19 protein-coding genes and 4 pseudogenes are annotated in these 19,847 nt (G+C 72.1%); 14 read left to right on the forward strand and 9 right to left on the reverse strand.

Going from position 1 to position 19,847, the window contains the following annotated elements; translation table 11 throughout:
• Positions 1 to 24 precede the first annotated feature (24 nt).
• A complete protein-coding gene (locus GEV28_RS22260; RefSeq protein ID WP_291414053.1) occupies positions 25 to 651 on the forward strand; it encodes a LysE family translocator in 627 nt (208 codons plus the stop codon).
• 53 nt (positions 652 to 704) lie between these two features.
• Here GEV28_RS22260 and GEV28_RS22265 read toward each other — a convergent pair whose 3' ends face one another.
• From GEV28_RS22265 to GEV28_RS22275, 3 genes are all read right to left on the reverse strand, one after another.
• Positions 705 to 1,199 (reverse strand): GNAT family protein, encoded by a 495-nt coding sequence (locus tag GEV28_RS22265; protein WP_291414054.1) that lies wholly within the window; start codon positions 1,197 to 1,199, stop codon positions 705 to 707.
• A 174-nt stretch (positions 1,200 to 1,373) separates the two neighbouring features.
• On the reverse strand, positions 1,374 to 1,799 hold the full coding sequence (locus GEV28_RS22270) for an OsmC family protein (protein WP_291414055.1): 426 nt from the start codon (positions 1,797 to 1,799) through the stop codon (positions 1,374 to 1,376).
• 151 nt (positions 1,800 to 1,950) lie between these two features.
• A complete protein-coding gene (locus GEV28_RS22275; protein WP_291414056.1) occupies positions 1,951 to 2,580 on the reverse strand; it encodes a uridine kinase in 630 nt (209 codons plus the stop codon).
• Between the two features lie 178 nt (positions 2,581 to 2,758).
• Between GEV28_RS22275 and GEV28_RS22280 the strand changes: the two are divergent.
• The 4 genes and pseudogenes from GEV28_RS22280 to GEV28_RS22295 form a co-directional block, all read left to right on the forward strand.
• Positions 2,759 to 2,881 (forward strand): annotated as a pseudogene (locus tag GEV28_RS22280) (PHP domain-containing protein); the annotation flags it as partial.
• Positions 2,882 to 2,979: 98 nt separating this feature from the next.
• Positions 2,980 to 4,552: pseudogene (gene dnaE, locus GEV28_RS22285) on the forward strand (DNA polymerase III subunit alpha); the annotation flags it as partial.
• Between the two features lie 64 nt (positions 4,553 to 4,616).
• Positions 4,617 to 6,206: a phosphodiester glycosidase family protein gene (locus GEV28_RS22290; protein WP_291414057.1), complete on the forward strand. Its 1,590-nt coding sequence runs from the start codon at positions 4,617 to 4,619 to the stop codon at positions 6,204 to 6,206.
• A 29-nt stretch (positions 6,207 to 6,235) separates the two neighbouring features.
• Positions 6,236 to 7,504: an adenosylmethionine--8-amino-7-oxononanoate transaminase gene (locus GEV28_RS22295; protein WP_291414058.1), complete on the forward strand. Its 1,269-nt coding sequence runs from the start codon at positions 6,236 to 6,238 to the stop codon at positions 7,502 to 7,504.
• A gap of 14 nt (positions 7,505 to 7,518) precedes the next feature.
• Here GEV28_RS22295 and GEV28_RS22300 read toward each other — a convergent pair whose 3' ends face one another.
• Positions 7,519 to 7,854 (reverse strand): glutaredoxin family protein, encoded by a 336-nt coding sequence (locus GEV28_RS22300; protein WP_291414059.1) that lies wholly within the window; start codon positions 7,852 to 7,854, stop codon positions 7,519 to 7,521.
• Between the two features lie 159 nt (positions 7,855 to 8,013).
• Here GEV28_RS22300 and bioD point away from each other — a divergent pair, with 159 nt between their 5' ends.
• From bioD to GEV28_RS22320, 4 genes are all read left to right on the forward strand, one after another.
• Positions 8,014 to 8,733: a dethiobiotin synthase gene (bioD, locus tag GEV28_RS22305; RefSeq protein WP_291414060.1), complete on the forward strand. Its 720-nt coding sequence runs from the start codon at positions 8,014 to 8,016 to the stop codon at positions 8,731 to 8,733.
• Positions 8,734 to 8,841: 108 nt separating this feature from the next.
• Positions 8,842 to 9,879, forward strand: a complete 1,038-nt coding sequence (gene bioB / locus GEV28_RS22310; RefSeq protein ID WP_291414061.1) for a biotin synthase BioB — start codon at positions 8,842 to 8,844, stop codon at positions 9,877 to 9,879.
• A gap of 8 nt (positions 9,880 to 9,887) precedes the next feature.
• Positions 9,888 to 10,067 carry a hypothetical protein gene (locus GEV28_RS22315; RefSeq protein ID WP_291414062.1) on the forward strand — a complete coding sequence of 60 codons (180 nt, stop codon included), beginning with the start codon at positions 9,888 to 9,890 and terminating at the stop codon, positions 10,065 to 10,067.
• 286 nt (positions 10,068 to 10,353) lie between these two features.
• Positions 10,354 to 11,001, forward strand: a complete 648-nt coding sequence (locus GEV28_RS22320) for a DUF2567 domain-containing protein (RefSeq protein ID WP_291414063.1) — start codon at positions 10,354 to 10,356, stop codon at positions 10,999 to 11,001.
• Between the two features lie 3 nt (positions 11,002 to 11,004).
• Here the strand turns inward: GEV28_RS22320 and GEV28_RS22325 are convergent, their stop codons facing one another.
• Together GEV28_RS22325 and GEV28_RS22330 are read right to left on the reverse strand one after the other, a co-directional pair.
• Positions 11,005 to 11,697 carry an LON peptidase substrate-binding domain-containing protein gene (locus GEV28_RS22325; protein ID WP_291414064.1) on the reverse strand — a complete coding sequence of 231 codons (693 nt, stop codon included), beginning with the start codon at positions 11,695 to 11,697 and terminating at the stop codon, positions 11,005 to 11,007.
• 9 nt (positions 11,698 to 11,706) lie between these two features.
• Entirely contained in the window at positions 11,707 to 12,423 is a 717-nt protein-coding gene (locus tag GEV28_RS22330; RefSeq protein ID WP_291414065.1) for an NUDIX domain-containing protein, read from the reverse strand.
• 69 nt (positions 12,424 to 12,492) lie between these two features.
• Here GEV28_RS22330 and nadA point away from each other — a divergent pair, with 69 nt between their 5' ends.
• From nadA to nadC, 3 genes are all read left to right on the forward strand, one after another.
• On the forward strand, positions 12,493 to 13,515 hold the full coding sequence (gene nadA / locus GEV28_RS22335) for a quinolinate synthase NadA (RefSeq protein ID WP_291414066.1): 1,023 nt from the start codon (positions 12,493 to 12,495) through the stop codon (positions 13,513 to 13,515).
• Complete coding sequence (locus GEV28_RS22340; protein WP_291414067.1) at positions 13,512 to 15,125, forward strand: L-aspartate oxidase; 1,614 nt, start codon at positions 13,512 to 13,514, stop codon at positions 15,123 to 15,125. The genes nadA and GEV28_RS22340 overlap by 4 nt, the downstream gene beginning before the upstream one ends.
• A gap of 73 nt (positions 15,126 to 15,198) precedes the next feature.
• Positions 15,199 to 16,050, forward strand: coding sequence for a carboxylating nicotinate-nucleotide diphosphorylase (gene nadC / locus GEV28_RS22345; protein ID WP_291414068.1), 852 nt, complete (start codon positions 15,199 to 15,201; stop codon positions 16,048 to 16,050).
• A gap of 183 nt (positions 16,051 to 16,233) precedes the next feature.
• Here the strand turns inward: nadC and GEV28_RS22350 are convergent.
• Positions 16,234 to 16,341, reverse strand: a pseudogene (locus GEV28_RS22350) (TetR/AcrR family transcriptional regulator); the annotation flags it as partial.
• Between the two features lie 48 nt (positions 16,342 to 16,389).
• The gene (locus GEV28_RS22355; protein ID WP_291414069.1) at positions 16,390 to 16,968 is read right to left on the reverse strand and encodes a TetR/AcrR family transcriptional regulator; all 579 of its coding nucleotides are present in this window, start codon (positions 16,966 to 16,968) and stop codon (positions 16,390 to 16,392) included.
• Positions 16,969 to 17,017: 49 nt separating this feature from the next.
• Here GEV28_RS22355 and GEV28_RS22360 point away from each other — a divergent pair, with 49 nt between their 5' ends.
• Entirely contained in the window at positions 17,018 to 18,328 is a 1,311-nt protein-coding gene (locus tag GEV28_RS22360) for a cytochrome P450 (RefSeq protein WP_291414070.1), read from the forward strand.
• Here GEV28_RS22360 and GEV28_RS22365 read toward each other — a convergent pair.
• Positions 18,325 to 19,394: pseudogene (locus GEV28_RS22365) on the reverse strand (IS630 family transposase). The gene GEV28_RS22360 and the pseudogene GEV28_RS22365 sit on opposite strands and share 4 nt — an antisense overlap.
• A 265-nt stretch (positions 19,395 to 19,659) precedes the next feature.
• Between GEV28_RS22365 and GEV28_RS22370 the strand changes: the two are divergent.
• A partial coding sequence (locus GEV28_RS22370; protein ID WP_291414071.1) for a hypothetical protein occupies positions 19,660 to 19,847 on the forward strand: 188 nt, incomplete at its 3' end.

Genomic DNA, 19,847 nt, shown 5'->3' on the forward strand with positions numbered 1-19,847 from the left:
GACCCGGCGTGATGTGATGGGCGCATGGACCTGTCCACGGTGATCGCGTTCGCCGTGGCCTGCGTGGTGATCAGCGTCGTGCCCGGCCCCGACATGATGTTCATCGTCGCCAACGGCATCGCGCGCGGCCGGCCGGCCGGCGTGGTGGCCGCGGTCGGCATGTCCACGGGCATCGCCGTCCACACGGTCGCCGCCGCGCTCGGCCTCGGCATGTTGCTGCAGGCGGCCCCGGTCGCCCTCGAGGCGGTTCGCGTCGTCGGCGCCGTGTTCCTGGTGTACCTGGCGATCACCACCCTGCGTGCCGCCAAGGACGTCGCGACCACCGCGCCGCAGCGCTTCGGCACCCGGTCGCTGCGCCACACGTACGTCATGGCGGTGCTCACGAACCTGGCGAACCCGAAGGTCATCCTGTTCTACGTGGCGTTCTTCCCCCAGTTCCGCACCGTCGGCGGCTGGGCGACGCCGGTCCAGTTCCTGGTGATGGGCGCGATCCTGATCGTCACCGGCCTCACCGTGGACGCGACCGTGGGCCTCGCCGCGGGCACGCTGTCCGCGCTGCTGCTGCGCCGCCCGGCGATCCAGCGCTGGCTGAACCGCGTGTCGGCCGCGATCTTCGGCGGCCTGGCCGTCCGCCTGGTCGCCGACCGATAGCCGCCGTGCCCCGAACGCGTCGTTCAGGACGCTCGACGTCCCGAACGACGCGTTCAGGGCATCGGCAGCTCCGGGCGCAGCATCCGGTACAGCACCTCGTCCCGCCAGGCGCCGTCCCGGAAGGAGTACTCGCGGAGCACCGCCTCCCGGGTGAAGCCCGCCTTCTCCAGCGCGCGCTGCTCGGCGATGTTGTCGAGTTCGGTCCCGGCCTGGATCCGGTGCACCGTGCTGTGCGCGAACAGGTACCGGGCCAGCTGCAGCTGCGCCGCCGACCCGTGGCCCTTGCCCCGGTGGGCCGGCCACAGGCTGATGCCGAACTCGAACACGTGCGAGAACTGGCCGGTGCGGATCTTGTTCCACGACACGAACCCGAGCGCGGTCCCGTCCAGCTCGACCATCAGGACGCTGCGGTCCTCGCTCAGCAGCCGGTTCTCCTCGAACCGCTTGCGCCAGACCGTGCCGTCGGTGAACCCACCCCAGTTGAACACGCCGATCGCGTCCGGATCGACGAACATCTCCTCGAGACGGTCCAGGTCCGACTCGGTCACCGGCCGCAGCCGCATGCTAGACCGCCTCCCCGGAATTAACCCTTGTGGTCACCGTGGGTTGATGGCGACCGGTTCGGCGCGTACCGGTGGCTGGGTCGCGTCCCGTTCCCCTTGGGTGCGGTTGGGTGTCATGGCGGAACCGTAGCGGCGCCGGCAGGCCGGGGCGCGCCCTTTTCAGACCAGCTTCGCGTCCAGCGTGATCGTGGTGCCGGCCAGCGCCTGGGACACGGGGCAGTTCTTCTTGGCGTCCTCGGCCGCCGCGGCGAACGCCTCCGCGGTGATGCCCGGGATGCTGGCGCGCACGGTCAGGTGGATGCCGGTGATGCCCTCACCCGGCTGGAACGTGACGTCCGCCTTGGTGTCCACCGTGGTGGGCGGGGTGCCGGCGCCGGCGAGGCCGTGCGAGAGCGCCATCGAGTAGCACGTCGAGTGCGCGGCCGCGATCAGCTCCTCGGGGCTGGTCTTGCCGTTCGCCGCCTCCGCGCGCGACGGCCAGGACACCGGGTAGGACCCGATGCCGGACGAGTCGAGCGACACGGTGCCGGAGCCGTCGAGCAGCGCGCCTTCCCAGTGGGCGTTGGCGGTGCGGGTGGTGGCCATGAATCCTCCTGCGGGGAAGCGCGGGGAAGTACTGACGGACGGGTGGTCAGTCTGCCGCACGACGACCCGCCATGCGCACCTCCGGTGATCCGGTTGCGAGCGACCCTCCAGCGTCGTTCGTTCATATGTTCGATACGATACCGGGGTGAGATCAGACGGGGGAGTCGTCGAGGAGCGCGGGGTGGTCGGGGTCGTCTACCCGCACGCCCACGTCGGCGGTGTGCAGCGGCCGCACCTCGGCGTCGTACCTGCCGAACGCCGGCAGCGCCCACGGCTCGGCGCTCCGCCGGGCCAGCGCGGGCCCCGACAGCCACAGGTGCACGGTGAGCTCGAACGCCAGCCCGCGGCCGAGCAGCAGCTCGCCGTCCAGCACCAGCACCCCGCCGGGCGCCAGCTCCACGTACGAGGCCCGGCTGGCCCGGTCCGTCGCGGCGTTCCACAGCGACGGCAGCGCCCGGCCCGACCCGCCGGGCCCGAGCGGCGCCAGCACCTCGCGGGTCAACCCACCGGTGTCGAGCCAGCCGGTGTAGCGCGCGTCCGGGTCCTCGCGGCCGCGTTCGAACCGCAGCGAGGCCGGCCGCAGGAAGTCCGCGGCCGACACCCGCAGCGCCGGCCGGCCGCGCAGCCGCAGCGCCTCGGCGAGCCGGTCGGCGAGGGTGTCCGGGCGCGCGGGGGGCGCGCCGTCCACCGCCACCCGGGTCCACGTGGCGGCCGGGCGGGCGGCGAGCCGGTCGGCCAGCTCGTCGATCAGCAGGTCGGGGGACACCAGGCGGAACCGCATGCGGTCGATCATGCCAACGGTCCGAGGTTGTCGGTGCCACGCGGTGGAAACCACCCGTGCCCGCGAAGCTCCTCAACACGCCGCCAGGGTGCACACCGACGGCAAAGATCTCGTCGTAGGGTGGTGTCTCGTGGCGGCTGACTCGTTCGTTCATCTCCATGTGCACACCGAGTACTCGATGCTCGACGGCGCCGCCAAGGTCGCGCCGCTGTTCGCCGAGGCCGCCAGGCTGGGCATGCCCGCGGTCGGCATGACCGACCACGGCAACATGTACGGTGCCGACCAGTTCTACCAGGAGTCCCGCAAGGCCGGGATCAAGCCGATCATCGGCATCGAGGCGTACGTCGCGCCGGCGAGCCACTACCACAAGAAGCCCATCTTCTGGGCGAGGCGCGCCAGCTGGACGACAGGGCCACCTTCGAGCTGCTCGGCCGCGGCGACAGCCTCGGCGTGTTCCAGCTCGACGGTGGCGCGATGCGCGACCTGCTGCGGCGCATGCAGCCGACCGGGTTCAACGACATCACCGCCGTGAACGCGCTGTACCGGCCGGGTCCGATGGCGATGAACACGCACAACAACTATGCCGACCGCGAGAACGCGCGGCAGCGGATCACCCCGATCCACCCGGAGCTCGAGGAGTCGCTCAAGGACATCCTGGCCGAGACCTACGGTCTGATCGTCTACCAGGAGCAGATCATGCAGATCGCTCAGAAGGTGGCCGGTTACTCCATGGGTCGGGCCGACGTGCTGCGCAAGGCCATGGGCAAGAAGAAGGCCGACGTGCTGGAGAAGGAGTACGCCGGGTTCGAGGAGGGGATGAAGGGCAACGGCTACTCGCCGGACGCCATCAAGACCTTGTGGGACACCATCCTCCCGTTCGCCGGTTACGCGTTCAACAAGTCGCACGCGGCCGGGTACGCCCTCGTCGGGTACTGGACGGCCTACCTCAAGGCGAACTACCCGGCCGAGTACATGGCCGCGCTGCTGACCTCGGTGGCGGACAACAAGGACAAGTCCGCGGTGTACCTGTCCGAGTGCCGCCGGTCGGGCATCAAGGTGCTGCCGCCGGACGTCAACGAGTCCGGCCTGCGGTTCGCCGCCGTGGGCACCGACATCCGCTTCGGCCTCGGTGCCGTGCGCAACGTCGGCGCCAACGTGGTCGACTCGGTCATCCAGAGCCGGGAGGCCAAGGGCTCCTACGTCTCGTTCACCGACTTCCTCGACAAGTCGGAGCTGGTGTGCTGCGACAAGAGGGTGATCGAGTCGCTGGTCAAGTCCGGCGCGTTCGACTCGCTCGGGCACACCCGCCTGGCCCTCGTCCAGGTGCACGAGGAGGCGGTGGAGGCGGTGGTCAGCCTCGAGCGCCAGGAGGCGATGGGCCAGTTCGACCTCTTCGGCGGCGACGACACCACCCCCGCGCCCAGCGACGCGTCCCCGTTGGCGCACCTGAGGTTCACCGCGGAGGAGTGGCCGCGCAAGCAGTTGCTGGGCTACGAGCGCGAGGTGCTGGGCCTGTACGTCTCGGCCCACCCCCTGGACGGCGCCGAGCGCCTCCTGCGCAAACACGCCCCGAAGCCGATCGCCGAGATCATCGGCGACGCGCCGAAGGAAGGCGAGATCGTGCTGTCCGGCATGATCTCCGGCCTCGAGCGGCGGGTCAACAAGCAGGGCGAAACCCTGGGCCATCTGCACGATCGAGGACCTGGACGCGTCGATCGAGGTGCTGTTCTTCGCCAAGTCCTACTCGGTGCCCCCGTTCGTACTGCTGTGCAACCCGTCGAGGCTGAACGACGACGTGGTGGGGGAACTGAAGAACACCCTCGCCGCGCATCGCGGGGACACCCCGGTGCACCTGAGGTTCGCCCACAAGGAGAACGGCGTCACCCTCGCGCTGGACGACTACCCGATCACGGTGTCGCCCGCGTTCCTCGGTGAGATCAAGGCGATCCCCGGGGTCGCGGTCGACGCCTGACCACAGACCACCCTCTTGTGGTTAGGTGGACGCCGCCTTCACCGGAGCCAGGACGGGGTGTCACATGTGGACCAGGGCAAGGAAGTTCGCCGTATTGGCCGGAGTCGCCCTCATCGGCACGGCGACAGCCGGCCCGACGGCCGCGGCTGAGCATCACGCCGGGCTCCCGCTCGGACCGGGCGACCTGAGCGAGACCCGCACCGTCGAGATGCTCCAGCCGGGTGTCACCCTCACCACGATCATCCGGGGCGAGCCCGACCCGACCCTCGGCTGGACCGTCGAGATCGCCGTCCCCGGCGGGGGCGACAACCCCGATCCCGACGCGCCGCCCACCGCCATCAGCGACCGAGCCCACGCAGACGAGCTCGGCGACGCGCTCGCCGGCGAGGGCTTCACCGCCCGCGTCGAGCAAGTCACCACGCCGCGGGTCGCCGACTTCGCCGGGGGCACGCTCGGCTACCGGGTGCGGATCGGGCTCGACGCCGACAAGGCCGCGGCCGACGCGACCCTCGCCCGGGTCCGGGCCGCCGGCTTCACCGCCTCCACCGTGTTCACCGGCTGGGACGGCGCGCGGACCGATCGCGGGCCCTGGCGGGTCCAGGTCCTCACCATCGACCCGAAGACGTTCCGCGGTGACCTCGTCGGCGACTTCGGGCCGGACATAGAACGCCGGGAGACCACCAGCGCCCTGGCCGCGAGCCAGCGGGCCACCGCGGCCGTCAACGCCGGGTTCTTCGTCCTCGACCCAGCCGCCGGGGCGCCCGGGGACCCCGCCGGGCTCGGGGTGTACGACGGGCAGCTCCTCAGCGAGCCCACCAACGGCCGGCCGGTCTTCGCCTTCGCCGACGACGCGAGGCACGCCGCCGTCGCCCGCTACCGGTGGACCGGTGCGGTCACCGGCCGGCATGCGACGCTGAGGCTCGACGGCATCGACCGCGTCCCGAACCTCATCCGCAACTGCGGCGGCACCCCGGACGACCTGCCCACCAGCCACCCGCTCCACGACACCACCTGCACCGACCCCGACGAGACGGTCCTGTTCACCGAGCACTACGGCGCTCGTACCCCCGCGGGCCCCGGCGTCGAGGCGGTCCTCGACCGGCACGGCCGGGTCACCGAGGTCCGCGAGCCTCGCGGCGGCGCGCTCCCCGTGGGTGGCCGCGCCATCCAGGCCACCGGCACCGACGCCGATGCCCTGCGTGCCATGGCCGGTGACCGGCTCACCGTCACCAGCCGGCTCACCGACGACCGCGGCCGGCCCGCCCGGACCCCGGAGATGGTCGTCAACGGCGGCCCGGAGCTCGTCCGCGACGGCCACCAGCACGCCACCCCCAACGCCGACGGCATGGTCCGACCCGGTGACCCGAGCTTCTACTACGGCTGGGCCGCCAAGCGGAACCCGCGCACCATCGCCGGCATCGACGCCCGCGGCCGGATCCTGCTCGCCACCGTCGACGGCCGCGCGGTCGACAGCCTCGGCCTGTCCATCGCCGAGAGTGCCGCGGTCGCGGACGCCCTCGGCATGGTCGACGCCGTCAACCTCGACGGCGGCGGCTCCACCACGATGGTCGCCGACGGCCAGGTGGTCAACAAGCCGTCCGACGCCGCCGGCGAGCGCCCGGTCGGCGACGCGATCCTGATCCTCCCGGAGTAACCGCCCGAACAGCTGGCTAGCCTGCGGGCGTGGACGTGGACGAGCTGATCGAGCTGGACCGCAAGCACGTCTGGCACCCCTACGGCCCCATGCCCGGCACCGCGGACCCCCTCGTGGTCGACAGCGCCGAGGGGGTCCGGCTCAGGCTCGCGGACGGCCGCGAGCTGGTCGACGGGATGTCGTCGTGGTGGGCGGCCATCCACGGCTACCGGCACCCGGTCCTCGACGAGGCCCTCACCGCGCAGGCCGGCCGGATGAGCCACGTCATGTTCGGCGGGCTCACCCACGAGCCCGCCGTGACGCTGGCGACCACGCTCGTCGAGATCACCCCCGAGCCGCTCCGGCACGTCTTCCTCTGCGACTCCGGCTCGGTGTCGGTCGAGGTCGCGGTGAAGATGTGCCTGCAGTACTGGCGCTCCGCCGGCCGCCCGGACAAGCGCCGGATGATGACCTGGCGCGGCGGCTACCACGGCGACACCTTCCACCCCATGAGCGTCTGCGACCCCGAGGGCGGCATGCACAGCCTGTGGCGCGGCGTCCTGCCGGTCCAGCTGTTCGCGTCGGCGCCACCGAAGGACATGGACCACGACTACGTCCGGCACCTCGCCGAGCTGATCGAGACCCACGCCGACGAGCTGGCCGCGGTGATCGTCGAGCCGGTCGTGCAGGGCGCCGGTGGCATGCGCTTCCACGACCCGCGCTACCTGCACGTCCTCCGCGAGCTCACCCTCGCCAACGACATCCTCCTGATCTTCGACGAGATCGCCACCGGGTTCGGCCGCACCGGGGAGCTGTTCGCCGCCGACCACGCCGGCGTCAGCCCGGACGTCATGTGCGTCGGCAAGGCGCTCACCGGCGGCTACCTCACGATGGCCGCCGCGCTGTGCACGGCCGAGGTCGCCGACGGCATCTCCCGCGGCGCGGTCCCGGTCCTCGCGCACGGCCCGACGTTCATGGGCAACCCGCTGTCCTCGGCCGTCGCCAACGCCTCGATCGACCTCCTGCTGGGCCAGGACTGGCGCGGCACGGTCAAGCGCATCGAGAGCGAGCTGCGCGAGGGACTCGAGCCCGCCGCGGACCTGCCCGGCGTGCGCGACGTCCGGGTCCTCGGCGCCATCGGCGTCGTCCAGCTCGACCACGAGGTGGACCTGGCGGCCGCGACGAGCGCGGCGGTCGAGCACGGCGCCTGGCTGCGGCCGTTCCGCGACCTCATCTACACGATGCCGCCCTATGTCAGCGAGTCCGCGGACCTCGCCACGATCACCGGCGCCGTCCGCGCCGCGGCACGAGCCGGCTGAGCGTCCACACCCGACTATCTACATCGGACCCAAGCGGCACCGCGCCGGCGCCGGTAGGACGTCAGCGCGCCGGCCAGCTCGACGTTCGTCGGCTCGACCAGCACCCGGCCGTCCGGCACCACGAGCACCGGGATGTTGGTGCGCCCGCCGACGATCCGTGCCGCCCGCGAACGCTCGTCGTCGTCGTTGGTGTCGATCATGGTGAACGGCACGTCGTGCCTGGTGAGCCATTCCACCGCACGCCGGCAGTCGGCACACCAGTCGGCCCCGAAGAGCCACACGCACTCCGCCTGCTCGCTGGTCAGCGCCTCGACGGCGGTGCGGCCATCCCCCTCAGCCGTGACGAACACGGCGTAGACCATACCTAGCGGGGCCCGAAAGCGCTTACCGCAAACGGGTGGAAGTTTCATATATCGCCCGACTGTCACAGTATCGGCCCGGTGCCGGCCCGGCACCGATCGCGGGACCACGTGCGATCGGCGCGGATCGGGGGACTAATCTGACGCTCCGTGAGTCTCATGGTGCTCACCGGCACCGGAACCGGAGTCGGCAAGACGGTGGTCACCGCTGCCGTAGCGGCCCTCGCGCTGGCCGGCCGGCGCAGCGTGGCCGTGCTGAAGCCGGCGCAGACCGGGGTCGGCCCCGACGAGCCGGGCGATCTCGACGAGGTCGGCCGGCTGGCCGGCGACGCCGTCACCACCTGGGAGCTCGGCCGGTTCCCCGACCCGCTCGCCCCCAACATCGCCGCGCGCCGCGCCGGGCTGCCCGTGGTGACCCCGTCGCAGGCGGCCGCCGCCGCGGTGGAGCTGTCCCGCGGCCACGACCAGGTGCTCGTCGAGGGCGCGGGTGGCCTGCTCGTGCGGTTCGACGACAACGGCGGCACGCTCGCCGACGTCGCCTGGTCGATCGGCGCCCCGGTCCTGATCGTCGCCGACGCGGGCCTCGGCACGCTCAACTCGACCGCGCTCACCGCGGAGGCACTGCGCCGCCGGGGGATCGAGTGCGCGGGCGTGGTGGTCGGCTCGTGGCCGGCCGAGCCCGACCTGGCCGCCCGCTGCAACCTCGACGACCTCCCGACGGCCGCCGACGCCCCGCTGATCGGCGCCCTCCCGGCGAACGCGGCCGCATTGGACCGGGCCGAGTTCCTTGCCGTCGCCCGCCGCTCGCTGGCCCCCGAACTGGGTGGCGAGTTCGACGCGAACGGGTTCTCCGCCGAGCACGCGGCGTGATGACGGCCGGCTCGAGGGCCGGTAGCGCGTGATGCACATCGCCTCCGACCCGCGGCATCGTGCGGCAGACTGGCTCGGCATGTCCATGATCCAGCGAGGAGGCCACCAGTGACCGCAGCTGCCGAACGGACCAAGGCTGACCACACGCCTGGCGACCCGCTCGCGGTGGCGCGGGAGCAGGTGCTGGAGCGCGGCGAGGGGCTGGGCGAGGCACGGATCCTCGAGATGCTCCGGCTGCCCGAGGACCGAGTCCCCGAGCTGCTCGCGCTCGCCCACGAGGTGCGGATGCGTTGGTGCGGCCCGGAGGTCGAGGTCGAGGGCATCGTCAGCCTCAAGACCGGCGGCTGCCCAGAGGACTGCCACTTCTGCTCGCAGTCCGGCCGGTTCCCCTCGCCGGTGCGCTCGGCGTGGCTCGACATCCCCGGCCTGGTCAAGGCCGCCCGCGAGACCGCGGCGACCGGCGCCAGCGAGTTCTGCGTCGTCGCGGCCGTGCGCGGGCCGGACAAGCGGCTGATGTCCCAGGTCCGCGACGGCGTCAAGGCGATCCGCGAGGACGGCAACGACATCCAGATCGCCTGCTCGCTCGGCATGCTCACCCAGGCCCAGGTCGACGAGCTCGTCGAGATGGGCGTGCACCGCTACAACCACAACCTCGAGACCGCCCGGTCGCACTTCCCGAGCGTGGTCACCACCCACTCGTGGGAGGAGCGCTGGGAGACGCTGCGGATGGTCGGCGAAGCCGGCATGGAGGTCTGCTGCGGCGGCATCATCGGCATGGGGGAGACCGTGGAGCAGCGCGCCGAGTTCGCCGCGCAGCTCGGTGCGCTGAACCCGGACGAGGTGCCGATGAACTTCCTCATCCCGCAGCCCGGCACCCCGTACGAGAGCTACGAGATCGTCGACGGCAAGGACGCGCTGCGCACCATCGGCGCTTTCCGGCTCGCGCTGCCGCGCACGATCCTGCGCTTCGCCGGCGGCCGCGAGCTGACCCTCGGCGACCTCGGCGCGGAGCAGGGCATGCTGGGCGGCATCAACGCGATCATCGTCGGCAACTACCTGACCAACCTCGGCCGCCCGGCCCAGCAGGACCTCGACATGCTGGCCGACCTGAAGATGCCGGTCAAGGCATTGAGCGGCTCGCTGTGAGTTTCTGCGTGCACTGCGGGAAGCCGCCGGGCGAGGGCGACCACACCCGGTGCGCGGGCCCGACCGCGGCGCTCGAACCGGCACGGTTCTGTCCCGACTGCGCGCGCCGGATGGTCGTTCAGGTGACCCCGTCCGGGTGGTCCGCGCGCTGCAGCCGGCACGGAGAAGTCCGCCTCCCCGGAATTTGAAGTGTTGGTTGCGTCCCGGCGGATGGTGCGGACCTGTGGTGGTTGGTGGCTGGGTGCCGTCACGGTCCCCTGGGCGCTCGACCGCCTCCCCGGAATTCAAAGTGTTGGTTGCGTCCCAGCGGATGGTGCGGACCTCCGGTGGTTTGTGGCTGGGTGCCGTCACGGTCCCCTGAGGTTGCGTTGGTCGGGCGCGAGGCTGTACCGCCACGTCAATCCGTGCGCGATGATCCATGGGACATGCCCTAGTCTCGTCACGGACAGTTCGGGTGCGGGAGCGGAGGCAGGCGTGGCGGAACGACCGGTGCAGGGCGCCGCACCTCCCCACGCCGAACCCGCCGCGGCCAACGGCGCGGTCCCACCGGCTGGCTACCCCGCGTACTTCTCGTTCCCGTGGCGTCCGGAGCGGCCCAAGGTCGTGATCAAGGCCGACCTGCTGCCCGCGGTGAGCGTGCTGTCCACCGTGTCGCTGCTCGGCCTCGCGGTCGGCTGGCTGTGGTCGATGCTCGCGCCGGCGCAGCGGATGATCATCGGCCAGGACGGCAAGCCGGTCGTGCTGGCGGCGGTCACCGGCACCCAGGCGGAGAGCTTCCACCGCTTCGACGACCTCGTCGTGTTCACCCTCCTGGGGCTGGGCGCGGGTCTGTTCACCGGCCTCGCCGTGTGGTTCCTGCGCGAGCGCCGCGGCCCGGTGATCATGATCGCCGCCGTGCTGGGCTCGACCCTCGGCGGCTGGCTCGCCGTGCAGGTGGGCGTCGCGTGGGCCGAGGGCCGCTACCCGGTGAGCGGCGACGTCAAGGTCTTGGACGTCATCCTCAAGGCGCCGCAGCTGGAGTCCGGCTGGATCCTGCTGGCCTGGCCGCTGACCACGGCACTGGCCTACGGCGTGATGGCCGCATGGAACAGCATGGACGACCTCGGCCGCAGGCTCGGCTGAGGCTCAGTTCTTGCTCGCGTGCCTGCGGAGCACCGCGGGCGGCGCGGGCACCGCGCGCAGGGCCGCCACGATCCCCGCCTCCCGGTTGAGCATCCGACCCACCAGCCGCAGCCGGTGCAGCGGCCGGGTCTCCTCCAGTAATCGCTGACGGTCCTCCTGCGGCAGCAGGCAGTCGGTGGCCAGCAGGTGCGACAGCTGCTCGATCTCCGCGTCCTCGGCCGGCTCTGTCCAGTCCCCCTGCTGCCACGCGGCCTGGCAGTACCGCCGGTACGCCGCCCGCGCCGCACCGGCCAGCGACCCGATCGTGTCGGACACGTCGCGCTGGCCCGGGATCACCGCGGGGGTGTCCGGCACCCACTCGATCGCGCCGAGCAGGTACGGCGCGCTGGAGGAGTCCACCGCCAGCAGCCGGAACCGCTGGTCGCCGAAGCTGACGATGTCGAACCGGCCGTCCGGCAACCGCTTGGCCTGGCGCAGCACCGCCGCGCAGCCGACCGCCTGCAGCTGGTCGCAGGACGTCACCTCGGCCTCGTGCGACGGCACCAGCGCGATCACCCCGAACCGCTTGTGCGGCAACGTCCCCGTGATCAGGTCGACGGTGAGCTGGCGGTAGCGCGGTTCGAAGATGTGCAGTGGCAGGGGAGTGCCCGGCAGCAACACCGTCTGCAGCGGGAAGAGCGGAATCGTCTCGGGCACCGCCTAAACCTACGACGCGCTGCCGCTGCGCGCTCGGTTCGGTGGCCGGAGCACCGCGAACGGGTCGGTCACCTCCATGTTCCGCTCGGCGAACCGGAACAGCGCCGCGGGCCGCCCGCCCGCCCGTCCTGGCGCCGCCGTCTCGCCGGTCGGCTCGAGCAGCCCGCGCCGCGCGAGCACCCGCTGCAGGTTGGTCGCGGACACCTTGTAGCCCAGCGCGGCGGAGTACAGCTCACGCAGCGCGGAGATCGTGAACGTCGGCGGCGCCAGCGCGAACCCGATGTTGGTGTAGGACAGTTTCGCGCGCAGCCGGGTGCGCGCTCGGCGCACGATCGACTCGTGGTCGAAGGCGGTGTCCGGCAGTGCCTCGACCGGGTGCCAGCGGGTGTCCCGCGGCAGCCCGGGGTCGTTGTCCGACGGGACCAGGCCGAGGAACGCGGTGGCCACCACGCGCTCGCCGGGCACCCGGTTCGGCGCGCTGAACACCGCGAGCTGCTCGACGTGCGCGAGCTGCTGGACGTCGACCTTCTCCGCCAGCTGCCGCTTGATCGACGTCTCCACGTCCTCGGTCGGGCCGAGCCGTCCGCCGGGCAGTGACCACCGGTGCGCATGCGGATCCAGCGCGCGTTGCCAGAGCAGGACCTGGAGTGACCCTGCTCGCACTTGGAGCACCGCGGCCAGGACTTCATGGGCTTCCGGTCGGGAAGCGGTGGTAGCATCGACCATGTTTTCGATCCTAAGGCGAAAACCTCTGGATGGGAAATCGGCAAGGGTGCTGACCCGAGGGAGGATGACATGGCCGCCACCATCGCGAGCGAGCGGACCGACGACATGACGCCGTACGGCGGCGTCGAACCGGACGCGGCGTGGTGCGACGAGGTGCGCCGGCTGGCCCGGGAGCGCGACGCGGTGCTGCTCGCGCACAACTACCAGCTGCCGGCGATCCAGGACATCGCCGACCACACCGGCGACTCCCTCGCGCTGAGCCGGATCGCGGCGGAGAGCAGCGCGTCGACGATCGTGTTCTGCGGCGTGCACTTCATGGCCGAGACGGCCAAGATCCTCAGCCCGCACAAGACGGTGCTGATCCCGGACGCGCGGGCCGGCTGCTCGCTGGCCGACTCCATCGACGCCGCCCAGCTGCGCGCGTGGAAGGCCGAGCACCCGGGCGCGGTCGTCGTGTCCTATGTGAACACCACGGCCGAGGTGAAGGCCGAGACCGACGTCTGCTGCACATCGTCCAACGCGGTCGACGTGGTGCGGTCCATCCCGGCCGACCGCGAGGTGCTGTTCCTGCCCGACCAGTTCCTCGGCGCGCACGTGCGGCGCGAGACCGGCCGGGACAACCTGCACGTGTGGGCGGGCGAGTGCCACGTGCACGCCGGCATCAACGGGCCAGAGCTCGCTGCGCGCGCGGCCGCCAACCCCGACGCCGACCTGTTCGTGCACCCGGAGTGCGGCTGCGCGACATCCGCGCTGTACCTGGCGGGGGAGGGCGTGGTGCCCAAGTCGCAGGTCAAGATCCTCTCGACCGGCGCCATGGTGACCGAGGCCCGCGCCACGAAGGCGCGGTCGGTGCTCGTCGCGACCGAGATCGGCATGCTGCACCAGCTGCGCAGGGCCGCGCCGGAGATCGACTTCCGGGCGGTGAACGAGCGGGCGTCGTGCCGCTACATGAAGATGATCACCCCGGCCGCGCTGCTCCGGTCGCTGCGCGAGGGCAAGGACGAGGTACGCGTCGACCCGATGATCGCCGAGCGGGCCCGCGGCGCGGTGCGCCGGATGATCGAGATCGGCAAGTCTGGAGACGCGGAGTGACCTCCCCCTGCTGGAAGGCGCACGCCGACCTGGTGGTCGTCGGCACCGGCGTCGCCGGGCTCACCGCCGCGCTGCGGGCCCGGGAGCTCGGCCTGCGGGTGCTGGTGGTCACCAAGGAGGCGGCCGAGGGCGGCAACACGCGCTGGGCGCAGGGCGGGGTCGCGGTCGTCCTCGGTGACGACTCGGCCGACTCCGTCGACCGGCACGTCGCGGACACGCTGGCGGCCGGCGGCGGGCTGTGTGACGCCGACACGGCGGCGCGGATCATCGGCGACGGGCCGGCCGCGGTGGCCCGGCTGAGGTCCCGTGGCGCGGTGTTCGACATGGGCGACGCTGGCCGGCTGGCACGGACCCGGGAGGGCGGGCACACCGCGTTCCGGGTGGTGCACGCCGGCGGCGACGCGACCGGCGCCGAGGTGGAGCGGGCGCTGCTGGCGGCGTCGCGCGACGGTCGGGTGCCGATGCTGGAGCACCATGTCGCGGTCGACACGTTGCGCACGCCGGCCGGCGAGGTGGCGGGCCTGCTGGTACTGGACGCGTCCGGTGTGCCGGGCGTGCTGACCGCGCCGGCCGTGCTGCTGGCCACCGGTGGGCTGGGGCAGCTGTACCAGGCGACCACCAACCCGTCGGTGGCGACGGCGGACGGGGTGGCGATCGCGCTGCGGTCCGGAGCGCCGGTGGCGGACCTGGAGTTCGTCCAGTTCCACCCGACCGTCCTCTACACCGGCGAGGGTGCCCGGGGCCGCTGCCCGCTGGTCACCGAGGCGGTGCGCGGCGAGGGCGCGGTGCTGGTGGACTCGCGTGGCCTGCGGGTGATGGCCGGCGTGCACCCGCTGGGCGACCTGGCGCCGCGGGACGTGGTGTCGGCGGCGATCACCCGGCGGCTCGCGGAGTTGGGCGAGGACCACGTGTTCCTGGACGCGACACACCTGGACCGCCCGACGTTCCGCCGCCGGTTCCCGACGGTGCTGGCGGCGTGCCTCGCGGCCGGCGTCGACCCGTCCGCGGCGCCGATCCCGGTGTCGCCCGCGGCGCACTTCTCCTGCGGCGGTGTGGTGTCCACTGTGGATGGCCGGACGCCGGTCCGCGGGCTGTACGCGGCGGGCGAGGTGGCCAGGACGGGCCTGCACGGTGCCAACCGGCTGGCGTCCAACAGCCTGCTCGAGGGCCTGGTGGTCGGTACCCGCGCGGCCGAGGCGGTGGCGGCGGACCTGGCGCTTGGTGTGCTGGCCGAGCCGCGGCTGGCCGCGTGCCAGCCGGTGCCGACGGTGCCGGTGGCCGACCGGGACACGCTGCAGCGAGTGATGAGCCGCTACGCCGCCATCGGCCGCGACGGCGAGGGTCTCGCGGTGGTCGGCTCGGTGCTCGACGTGTCCGCTGTGGACCGTCCACTCGAGACCCGAGCGCTGGTCGAGGACGCCGCGCTGACGCTCACCGCCCGCGCGCTGATCGCCGCGGCCGCCGCCCGGACCGAGTCTCGTGGCTGCCACGTGCGGGACGACTTCCCCGCCGTGGACCCGGACTGGGCGCACGGCCTGACGATCCGCCTGACCCCGTCCGGCCAGCCGATGCTGGACCGTCCGGCGCTGCTGGCGAGAGGTGCCGCATGACCGCCGACGTACTCTTCGCCGCGGAGGCGGGATTATGGACCGCCGACGCACTCTGCTCCGCGGAGGCGGAGTCATGACAGACCTGGACATGACCGACGTGCGCCGGGTGGTCGCCGTGGCGCTCGAGGAGGACCTGCGCTACGGGCCCGACGCGACGACGGCCGCCACCGTCCCGGCCGACGCCGTGGCGACCGCGGAGCTGACGCCACGGGCGTTCGGCACGCTGGCCGGCGTGCCGGTGGCGTTGGCGGTGTTCGAGTCGGTGCTGGCGTCCTCCTTCGAGGTCGTGGCGCAGCGCAAGGACGGCGAACGGGTGCGTCCTGGCGAGCCGGCCCTGGTGCTGCGCGGCCCGGTCCGCGGCCTGCTGACCGCCGAGCGGACGGCGCTGAACCTGCTGTGCCACCTGTCCGGCGTGGCGACGGCGACCGCGGCGTGGGTGGACGCGATAGCCGGTACGGGGGCCGTGGTCCGCGACTCCCGCAAGACCCTGCCGGGCCTGCGCCTGCTGGAGAAGTACGCGGTCCGCCGCGGCGGCGGCGAGAACCACCGCCTGGGCCTCGGCGACGCCGTGCTGATCAAGGACAACCACGTCCACGCGGCCGGCTCGGTGACCGCCGCGCTGCGCGCCGCCCGCACCCACGCGCCTGCGTTGCCCTGCGAGGTGGAGGTCGACACCCTCGACCAGCTGGACGAGGCTCTCGCCGAGAACGCCGAGCTGGTCCTGCTGGACAACTTCACCCCCGAGGCCTGCGCGGAGGCGGTCCGCCGCGTGGCCGACCGAGGCGCGACGACGAAGCTGGAGGTCTCCGGCGGCCTGACCCTGCCCGACGCCCGCGGCTACGCGGAGACGGGCGTGCACTACCTGGCCGTGGGCGCCCTGACCCACTCGGCCCCGGCCCTCGACCTGGGCATGGACCTCCGCTGACGCGCACGATCCGCAGCGTGGCCGACGAGCACCACGACAGCGCCGATGAGCAGGGGGTTCACCGGACGAGCCCACGGCGGATGGCTCCGCGCCCACCAGCACGCGACTTTCGGTCTTCTCGGCGGCGACCGCGGCACGGTCGCCGAGCGCGCAGTCCGGCCGCGGCCACCCGCGCTCGCCGGTCAGCCATGAGTGGGCGATCACCTGGCCGATGCCGACCAGGCCCACCGCCAGCAGCGCGGCCCGGTCCTGGCCGAGGCCGGCATCGGCGGTGATCGTGGCGGCGATGGCACGGGCGATCGCGCCGGCGCCTCGCTCGATCACCGCCGCCGCGGGCGGCTACTCGGAGATCGCGCGGAGGTCGGCCAGGCCGCGCATGAGGTGCGCGCCGGCCGGGACGCTGGTCGGGTCCAGCATCCATTGCATGGCCAGGCCGTCGCACACCGCCACCACCCAGCTGGCGACCGCCGTGCAGCGGGGGTCATCGGGCGGCACGTCGTCGCCGAGGGCGGCGGCCACCAGGGACGCGACCCGGCGGCGGGTGGTCGCGTACATCTCCGCCAGCTGGGTGCGGAGCTGCGGGTCGCGGTCGGCCTGGGCCAGTGCCTCCACAAAGGACACCAGCAGCGCCCGGCGGCCCGACAGCGAGTCGAGGTGGGCCGCCCACGTCAGGTGCGCGCGCTCGATCGGGGACGTGTCCGGGTCGGCCATCGCGATCGTGGCGAGCTGGGTGGTCCACTCCTCGAACACCACGCCCAGCGCCGCGTTCAGCAGGCCCGCCTTCGAGCCGAAGTGGTAGCCGATCGAGGCCAGGTTCGTGCCTGACGCCGCGACCAGGTCGCGCGCCGTGATGTGCGCGTATCCCTTGTCCTCCAGCAGCTGGCGCGCCGCCGCGAGCAGCTGTTCCCGATGGCCCACGCGCTGACGGTACCTTGTGCCCCCATCTATACGGGCGTATAAAAAGGTCATGGCGACGCTCGAGGTCGACGAACGGACCCTGCCCCCGGGATCCCACCTGCCGTCGGTGATCCAGACGCTCCTGTTCCTCGTCGCCCGGCGGCAGATGCACATCCACATGCAGCGACGCTTCGGCGACGTGTTCACCACCCGCATCGCCGGCCGCCGTCTGGTCGTCACGCTCGGCCGGCCCGAGCACATCCGCGAGGTCTTCGCCGGCTCGCCGACGATCTTCCACGCCGGCGAGGGCAACGCCATGCTCGCGCCGGTCATGGGCAAGCACTCGGTCCTGGTCACCGACGAAGACGTGCACCTGCGTTCCCGCAAGCTCCTCATGCCCGCCTTCAACGGCGCGGCCCTGCGCGGCTACGGCGACCTCATGGCCGAGCTCGCCACCGCCGACGCCGAGAAGTGGCCCACCGGCCGGCCGTTCTCGGTCCACCCGCGGATGAACGCGGTCACCCTCGAGATCATCCTGCGGGTCGTGTTCGGCCTCACCGACGGCGACCGGCTCAGTGTGCTGCGCCCGCGCCTGCGCAAGGTCTCCGACATCGGCCCGCTCACCGTCCTGGGCTGGAGCTACGCGAACCTCACCCGGTACGGCCCGTGGCGGCGCAACCGCGAGAACCTGGAGTCGGTCAACGAACTGCTCTACGCCGAGATCGCGGACCGCCGCGAGGCCGGCGACCTGGCCGACCGCGGCGACGTGCTGTCCCGCCTGCTCACCGCGGGCGGCGGCGACCTCTCCGACGAAGAGGTCCGCGACCAGATGATCACCCTGCTGCTCGCCGGCCACGAGACCACCGCGACCGCGCTCGCCTGGTCCTTCCACGAGCTCGCCCGCCGCCCCGACGTCCAGCGCCGCGCCCAGGAGGCCGCCGACGCCGGCGACGAGGACTACCTGCAGGCCGTCGCCAAGGAGGCGATGCGGCGCCGCCCGGTGATCCAGAACGTGGCCCGCATGCTCACCGAGCCCACCGACGTCGCCGGCTACCGCCTGCCCACGGGCACGGTCGTCGCCCCGAGCATCAACCTCGTCCACAAGGACCCGGCCCTGCACGCGGAGCCGAAGGACTTCCGCCCGGAGCGCTTCCTCGGCAAGCAGCCCGAGGCCGGCACGTGGATCCCCTTCGGCGGTGGTGTGCGGCGCTGCCTCGGCGCGGGCTTCTCCTTGCAGGAGGCCGCGGCGGTCCTCCGCGCGGTCCTGTCCCGCTGCGACATCCGCCCGGAACGTGCGAAGCCGGAGTTCCCGAAGCCCCGCAACATCACCCTGGTCCCGTCCCGCGGCGGCCGGATCATCGCGACCCCGCGCCGGCGCTAGTGTGCTGAGTTGGAAGTTCGCGTCGTAAGTGTTTGGGTGCGGTAGTTGGCCAGGTTGTCGAGGATCTCGTCGGCGGTTTTGGTCCATACGAAGGGTTTCGGGTCGTCGTCCCAGGCTTCGTTCCAGGTTTCGACGTCGGTTTCGAGTTCTGTGACGCTGCGGTGGGCTGATCGGCGGAGTGTGCGGTTGGTCCAGTTCGCCGAACCAGCGTTCGACCAGGTTCAACCAGGAACCGCTGGTGGGGGTGAAGTGCAGCGTGAAGCGGGGGTGGGTGGCTAGCCATTTCGTGATCGCCGGGGTGTTGTGGGTGGCGTAGTTGTCGCAGATCAGGTGCAGGTCCAGTTCGACGGGGGTGTTGCGGTCGATGGTCTTGAGGAACCGCAGGAACTCGTGGTGGCGGTGCCTGCGTTGGTGCTGGCCGGTGACGTTGCCGGTGGCCTTGCCGGTGGCGATGTCCAGGGCGGCGAACAGGCTGGTGGTGCCGTAGCGGAGGTAGTCGTGGGTTTGCCGGCCGGTGTGCCGGGCATCGTCGGCAGCATCGGTGCGGTGCGGTCCAGCGCCTGCATCTGCGATTTCTCGTCCACGCACAGCACCAGTGCCTTGTCCGGCGGGGCGAGATAGAGACCGACGACGTCGCGCACCTTCTCGATGAACTGTGGATCCGTGGACAGCTTCCAGGTGTCCACCAGGTGCGGCTTGAGGCCGAACGCACGCCAGATCCGGGAAATCGTGGTTTGTGACATGCCCGTGGCCCTGGCCATGCCCCGGGTAGACCAGTGCGTGTCACCTGTGGCGGGCTTTTCTTCCAGCGTCTTCACGATCACCTCCTCGACCTGCTCGTCGGTGACCGTCCGCGGAGCACCCGACCGCGGCTCATCCGACAACCCCCGCAGGGGGTCACGCACGAACCGACCCCGCCACGTCGCCACCGTCTGCGGCCGCGTCCCCATCGCCGCCGCCACATCCTGGTTGCTCGCCCCTCCGCGCAGGACAGCACAATCCTCGCCCGAAAAGCCAACGCCTGCGCCGTAGTCCGACGACGTGACCACTCAATTCGCCGGCCCAGCTTCCTGCTGGCGGCGTTGCCGGTCCGCCCGAGTACAGCCCGGTACGAGGGCGAACCGGCGCCGCCCCGGCGGAATGCCCGCAGGTTGGAGTTGGTGTGTGGGAAGTACATCAGCGTGCCGTCGACCGCGCTTGGGCTTGGCCGGTCTCGGCCGGCGCGGCATCGGCCCTACCGGTGTTGCGCTCATGGGTGGGTGCCGACTCGATGGGGTGAAACCGTTGCCACGCAACGGAAACTGCTCTCGACCTCCGGTAGAATCAACCACATGTACGAACCGATTGTGGAGCTTCCCGAGGGCGTGTCCCCGGAGGCTGTGCCGTTGGCGACGGCGTTCGGGCTGGCGCGGGTGTCCTGGCAGGCCGAGGGACGCATGCTGGAGCAACTCGCCCTGTTCGCGGCGGCCAGTGGCAGTGAGTTCGACGCGCTGGAGGTCGCCGCGTTGTTTCGGATCTC

The sequence above is a fragment of the Actinophytocola sp. genome (assembly GCF_009379765.1).
Classification (GTDB): Bacteria; Actinomycetota; Actinomycetes; order Mycobacteriales; family Pseudonocardiaceae; genus Actinophytocola.